Genomic DNA, 6,091 nt, shown 5'->3' with positions numbered 1-6,091 from the left:
CAATGGTGCCTGACCCACCGCTATCGCCAGCAAGCCGGCTCCTACAAAGAGGGGAGGTGCTATTTGTTCCACGTCGTCGGGCAACCGATGCAGCCGTCCATATTCGCATCCTGAAAGTTCGCATAATGCTGACGCGAACCGCTGAGGTTTGCCTGCTCCAGGTTGCTTTCACCGAACTTGGCTTCCTGCAGATTGGCATCACTGAGATTCGCGCCTTTGAGGTCGGCTTTGCTCAACCAGGTCATTTCCAGGTCGGCCGCCCGCAGGTTGGCGTTGTGCAGTTTGGCGCCGGAGAGGCGGGCGAATTGCAGGTAGACGCCGCTGAGGTTGGCGTCCTGAAACTGCGCACCCTGGGCAAACAAGCCCCAGCCCTGGACCGCCATCAACGTAGCACCGCTGAAGTCGGCCAGGCGCAGGTTGCTTTGTTGCAGGCTGGCGCGGGTCAGGTTGGCGCCTTGCAGTTGGGCTTTTTCCAGGTTGGCGAGGTCGAGGCGGGCGTGACGCAAGTCGGCGTCGCGCAGGTCGGCGCCGCTGAGGTTCATGTTGCGCAGGTCCTGATTGCTCAGGTTGGCGCCTTTGAGATTGGCGCCGGGGCACTGGCTGTGTTCGGCGAGGGTGCAGCCGTTGATGATCAGGGGGGCGTCGTCGCTGTCATCCGCGAAAACCGGAAGGGCGGCGAGCAATAGCATTAGAGGCAGGTATTTCATGGCAAGGTCTCTGGCTTCCCTTGTGGGAGCGAGCCTGCTCGCGATGGTCGTCAACGATGACGCGGGGTGTCTGGTGCCCCGCGGCGGTCTCAGGTTAATCGCGAGCAGGCTCGCTCCCACAGAGGTGGGTGGGGAGAATTACTTCTGCGCGGTCTGGTTATCCCAGCTCGGAATCTTGAACACCCAGAACGACCCGCCCTGAGCCACCGGTTTGGTCAGCTCGGCCATGTCGCCGCCCCACAACGGCACCGCGCCGCCATAGCCGACGGTCACGCCGATGTACTGCTCGCCGTCCTGTTCCCAGGTGATCGGCGGCGAGACGATGCCGCTGCCGGTCTGGAACTTCCAGAGCTCCTTGCCGGTTTTCGCGTCGAAGGCCTTGAAGAAACCGTCGCCGGTGCCGGTGAACACCAGGTTGCCCTTGGTCGCCAGCACGCCAGCCCACAACGGCAAGTGTTCCTTGTGCTCCCACACCACTTTGCCCGTGGTCGGGTTCATCGCCCGCAAGGTGCCGACGTGATCGTCGTACATGCGCTTGATGCGGAAACCCATGCCCAGATAGGCCGAGCCTTTCTTGTAGTTGACCTCTTCGGTCCAGTATTCCTCTTTCCATTGGTTGCCCGGAATGTAGAACAGGCCGGTGTCCTGGCTGTAGGCCATCGGGTTCCAGTTCTTACCACCGAGGAACGGCGGCGAAACCTCCACCGGTTTGCCCTTGGTTTCCCCCGGCAGCGGCTTGGCCGGACGCTGGCCTTCATTCTCGACCGGCCGCCCGGTCTTCAGGTCGATGTGGCTGGCCCAGGTGATGTTGTCGACGAAGGGGAAGGCGTTCTGCAATTTGCCGTTGTTGCGGTCGACCACGTAGAAGAAACCGTTGCGGTCCGCATGGCCGGTGGCCTTGACCGTTTTGCCGTCCTTGTCCTTGTAGTCGAACAGCACCAGCTCGTTGTTGCCGGAGAAATCCCAGGCATCGTTCGGGGTGTGTTGGTAGAACCATTTCACCTCGCCGGTGCTCGGATCGACGCCGACCTGGCCCGAAGTGTAGAGGCTGTCGTAATCGTGCGGGTTGCCGTCCTTGGAGGTACGCGCCCAGGTGTTCCACGGGCCAGGGTTGCCGGCGCCGACGATGATGGTGTTGGTTTCCGCGTCGAAACTGGCGCTCTGCCAAGGGGCGCCGCCGCCGTGGCTCCAGGCTTCGACCTTGCCGGTTTCAGTAGTTGGATCGTTCGGCCAGGACGGCGCCTTGACGTCGCCGGTCGGCGTACTGTCCTTGCCGTTCAAGCGGCCCATGTGGCCTTCGACGAAAGGTCGCATCCACACTTCTTCGCCGGTGTCCGGGTCGCGGGCATAGAGTTGCCCGACCACACCGAACTCATCGCCGGAACTGCCATGGATCAACAGCACCTTGCCGCTGGTCTTGTCTTTGATCAGCACCGGGGCGCCGGTCATGGTGTAACCGGCGGCGTGGTCGCCGAATTTCTTGTTCCAGACCACTTTGCCGGTGTTCTTGTCCAGCGCGATCAGTCGCGCGTCGAGGGTGCCGAAGTAGATTTTGTCGCCATAAATCGCCGCGCCACGGTTGACCACATCGCAGCACGGACGAATGTTGTCCGGCAGGCGATGGTTGTAGGTCCACAGGCGCTTGCCGGTCTTGGCATCGAGGGCGAATACCCGCGAGTACGAACCGGTGACGTACACCACGCCGTCACTGACGATGGCCTGGGATTCCTGGCCGCGCTGCTTCTCATCGCCGAAGGAGTAGGACCAGGCCGGCGTCAACTTGAACACGTTCTTGTCATTGACCTGGGCCAAAGGGCTCCAGCGCTGGGCGTTGGTGCCCATGCCGTATTGCAGAACGTCCTTGGTGGTCAGGTGATCGTTGGCAATGTCTTCCCAGCTCACGTTGTGCGTCGGTGTGGCAGGCGCGGTTGCAGCTTGGCTGGCAGCGCTCAGGGACAGGCTGCTCACCAGCAAAAAGGCTTGCACGGCGAGGGTCAAAGGGGAAAGGGCGGGTAGCGATCTTATTGTCATGGTTGCAGTTCCCAGTGGAGGTTTTGGCCTGCACAGGGTGGTGCGTCCGACGGGGTGCCGAATACGGAAAAAGTCCCGCTGTTGCCGGGAAAATTTCCCAGGCGGCACCTGATTTGGATGTGCGTCGCAAGCCCTACTACCAAGGTACTGGGTGGCGACCACCAAAGCAGCATGGGGCTTGTGCGAAGTGATTCCTAAGATGGCTGCCATAGCCTCTGTAAAGAGGTTTTGCGTGCAATCCTGAGGGCATAACAATGACAACAAAACGCAACGCCTTGCTCGTTGCCGGCCTGCTGGCCGGCTTCATCAGTGCAGGTTCGGTCTGGGCTCACGGCAATGTCGTGCCACAAGCCGTCGAAACCCAGGGACTGACCCCGATCAAGGACGCCGGCGTGCAACTCGATGGCGATGGATGGGCGGCGGTGAACCCTTACCGCACTTCCCCGGAACACGATAAGGCCGTCGAGATCGGTTCATCGGCCTACAACCAGAACTGCGCGGCCTGTCATGGCCTGGAAGCCAAGTCCGGCGGCATCGCGCCTGATTTGCGCATGCTCGATGTCGGCGAGGCCGGTGATGAATGGTTCGTCGAACGGGTGCGCCATGGCGCGGTGCGTGACGGCCGGGTGTACATGCCGAAAATGGCAGACTACCTGAGCCAGGAAGCCCTGTGGGCGGTTCGCACCTACCTGGACAGCGTCCGCGTCGAGGAGTAATGCATGCGCCTGCTCGCGGTGTTGATCAGCGCTGTGTTGCTGTGCTGCCAGACGGTGCAGGCGCAGGTCCGCAGCTATGACGAAATGATCGCCGCCGGGGAACTGAAAGTGGCGGTCTACAAAGACTTCGCCCCCTACAGTTTCGACGACGCCGGCCAACCCCGTGGCGTCGATGTCGACCTCGCCGAGGCGCTGGCCAAAGCGCTTGGTGTGCGCCTGACGCTGATCTGGGCGCCCGCCGGCGAGAAGCTCGACGACGACCTGCGCGACTACATCTGGCGCGCCAGTCCGTTGCACGATCTGCAACTGGCCGACCTGATGATGCGCGTGCCCTATGACCAGGATTACGCACGCAAGCGCAACGAACTGGGTGAACTGGAAAACAGCCATGTGGTGATGTTCGGTCCGTATCAGAACGAACAATGGCAAGTCGCCTATGACCGTCGTCGGCTCGAGTCGGTAGGCAGCGTCGCGGTGTTCGAGCATCACCCGATCGGCGTCGAGGTCGACAGTGTGCCGTCGTTCTACCTGACCTCGGTGTTCAACGGCATGCTCGCCGGCAAAACCCATCACTACCCCGGCGTGCCCCAGGCATTCGCGGCGATGAAGGCGGGCGAAGTCGACGCGGTCATGGCCATGCGCGGCGAGATCGACTGGCAGGTTCATGAAGCCGCCGACCCGCAAGTGGCGTTGGCGGAAAACGCCTACCCGAACATGGGCAAGCAACTCTGGGAAATCGGCATGGCCGTGCACGAGAGCAACCGGCAACTGGCCTATGCCGTGGAAGAGGCGCTGGAAGCCTTGATCCGCGAGGGTTCGGTGAAAGCCATTTATGCCCGTTATGGCCTGCGCTATGACGTCCCGGAGATGTATCAACAGTGAACTGGCGCATGTGTTGTCTGTTGGCCTGTTGGCTACCCGTGGCCGCGCACGCGGCAGACATCGCACCGGGCAAAGACCCGGTGCCGTCGGTGATGTGGGCCTTCTATCACAAGCAGATGCTTGGCGACGCGCCGTTCGTGTTTGATGAGCGGGTCAAGCTGCTGGCGCCGCCGTTCGCCGAAGACGCCCGGCAAGTGCCACTGGAAATCGATGCCCGTGCGTTCAAGGGCGAGGTGGTGAAAATCCTCGCCTGGGCCGAGCTCAATCCTTTGCCGAAAATTGTCGATTTCCAGCCGCTGGATCGGGTGTTGCCCTGGCTGTCGATCCGCATTCGTGTTGAACAAGCCACGCCGCTGCGCGCGGCCGTCCTGACTCGCGACGGTGTGTGGCATGTCGGCTCGACCCTGATCGATGCGGCGGGCGGCGGATGTACGGCGCCGAGCGTGGTGCGCACCCAGCCGGGCTGGGAAGAGCACATCGGCGAAGTGCTTGGCGGACGTTATCCCCGTGGCGAATTCAGCCGCTTGCGTTTGCAGGTGGCGCACCCGATGGATAACGGCATGGTCGGCGGTATCCCGGAATTCTTCATCAACCATGCCGAGCTGCGGGATCAGAACGATCAAGTGCTGGCCCGCCTCGAATTGTTTCCCGCCGTCAGCGAAAACCCCAACCTGGCCTTCGACATCGAAGGGGCAGGGCAGACGCGCCTGTTGCTGCGCGACAACAGCGGCAACGAATTTGATGCGGCCATACCCTGACTCAAAGGAGCGCGTGATGCGCTGGATGCTGCTGTTGTTCATTAGCCTGAGCCTTCCGGCGTTGGCCGAACTCGACTATTCACTCAAGCCCAGGCAGATCGCCGCCGACACCTGGCTGCTGGAAGGCAGCACCGACAATTTTGCCAAGGCCAACGGCGGCAACATCGTCAACACCGCCTTCATCGTCACCGAACGCGGGGTGGTGGTGATCGACACCGGGCCGTCCAGGCGATACGGCGAAGCGATGCGCAAAGCCATTGCTGCGACCACCGACAAACCGGTGATCCAGGTGTTGCTGACCCATCATCATCCCGATCATGTGCTGGGCAATCAGGCCTTCAGCGATGTGCCGATCGGCGCGCTCGCGGGCACCTGCGAGTTGTTGAAGCAGCAGGGCGACGCCATGGCCGAGAACATGTATCGGTTGGTGGGCGACTGGATGCGGGGCACCGAAGTGGTGTTGCCGACCGAGACGCTGACGCCCGGCGTGCGAAATTTTGGGAATCATGATCTGCGTCTGCTGAGCCTGGGTGGGCATACCGGCGCGGATCTGGCTATTCTCGACCAGCAAACCGGCGTGCTGTTTGCCGGGGATCTGGTGTTTTACCAGCGGGCGCTGACCACGCCCAACAGTCCGGGGTTGTCGGTGTGGCTGTCGGACATTGCCACGCTTCAGGGGCTGCCGTGGACGCTTATTATCCCCGGTCACGGCCCGGTGGCCACGGATGCAAAACCGTTCGAGCAAATGCGTGACTACCTTGGCTGGCTCGACCAGTTGATGCGCGAGGGTGCGGCCAACGGCAGCGACATGGCCGAGATGATCCGCAGCCCGATTCCCGAACGCTTCGCCGGGATCAGCCTGAGTCGCTACGAACTGATCCGCAGCGTCAGCCATCTCTATCCGCGCTACGAGCGCACACAAATGAAACGCGTTGACTCAAACCTGTAGGAGCCAGCTTGCTGGCGATGGCGATTTCATTGGCGCCATCGCCAGCAA

The 6,091-nt window shown here is 61.9% G+C and carries 6 protein-coding genes; 4 read left to right on the top strand and 2 right to left on the bottom strand.

The window, feature by feature from the left end:
* Positions 1-59 precede the first annotated feature (59 nt).
* Complete coding sequence (locus KGB27_RS30575; RefSeq protein WP_223557344.1) at positions 60-707, bottom strand: pentapeptide repeat-containing protein; 648 nt, start codon at positions 705-707, stop codon at positions 60-62.
* Between the two features lie 138 nt (positions 708-845).
* Entirely contained in the window at positions 846-2,738 is a 1,893-nt protein-coding gene (gene exaA, locus KGB27_RS30570) for a quinoprotein ethanol dehydrogenase (protein WP_008036738.1), read from the bottom strand.
* Between the two features lie 254 nt (positions 2,739-2,992).
* Here exaA and pedF point away from each other — a divergent pair, with 254 nt between their 5' ends.
* From pedF to KGB27_RS30550, 4 genes are read left to right on the top strand one after another with little or no spacing between them, the layout of a single operon-like run.
* Entirely contained in the window at positions 2,993-3,454 is a 462-nt protein-coding gene (gene pedF, locus KGB27_RS30565; protein WP_008024878.1) for a cytochrome c-550 PedF, read from the top strand.
* 3 nt (positions 3,455-3,457) lie between these two features.
* Positions 3,458-4,336 (top strand): substrate-binding periplasmic protein, encoded by an 879-nt coding sequence (locus KGB27_RS30560; protein WP_223435884.1) that lies wholly within the window; start codon positions 3,458-3,460, stop codon positions 4,334-4,336.
* The gene (locus KGB27_RS30555; RefSeq protein WP_223557343.1) at positions 4,333-5,094 is read left to right on the top strand and encodes a quinoprotein dehydrogenase-associated SoxYZ-like carrier; all 762 of its coding nucleotides are present in this window, start codon (positions 4,333-4,335) and stop codon (positions 5,092-5,094) included. Before KGB27_RS30560 ends, KGB27_RS30555 begins: the two co-directional genes overlap by 4 nt.
* A gap of 16 nt (positions 5,095-5,110) precedes the next feature.
* Complete coding sequence (locus KGB27_RS30550; protein WP_223557342.1) at positions 5,111-6,043, top strand: quinoprotein relay system zinc metallohydrolase 1; 933 nt, start codon at positions 5,111-5,113, stop codon at positions 6,041-6,043.
* Positions 6,044-6,091 lie beyond the last annotated feature (48 nt).

The sequence above is a fragment of the Pseudomonas sp. BF-R-01 genome (assembly GCF_019946615.1).
GTDB lineage: Bacteria > Pseudomonadota > Gammaproteobacteria > Pseudomonadales > Pseudomonadaceae > Aquipseudomonas > Aquipseudomonas migulae.
Note: the sequence above shows the minus strand (reverse complement) of the source record. Positions and strands in the feature narration are given on the sequence as shown.

Bases quoted from the DNA above. Each gene is read 5' to 3' on its own strand.
- KGB27_RS30575 (WP_223557344.1), bottom strand. From the start codon at position 707: ATGAAATACCTGCCTCTAATGCTATTGCTCGCCGCCCTTCCGGTTTTC.
- exaA (WP_008036738.1), bottom strand. From the start codon at position 2,738: ATGACAATAAGATCGCTACCCGCCCTTTCCCCTTTGACCCTCGCCGTG.
- pedF (WP_008024878.1), top strand. From the start codon at position 2,993: ATGACAACAAAACGCAACGCCTTGCTCGTTGCCGGCCTGCTGGCCGGC.
- KGB27_RS30560 (WP_223435884.1), top strand. From the start codon at position 3,458: ATGCGCCTGCTCGCGGTGTTGATCAGCGCTGTGTTGCTGTGCTGCCAG.
- KGB27_RS30550 (WP_223557342.1), top strand. From the start codon at position 5,111: ATGCGCTGGATGCTGCTGTTGTTCATTAGCCTGAGCCTTCCGGCGTTG.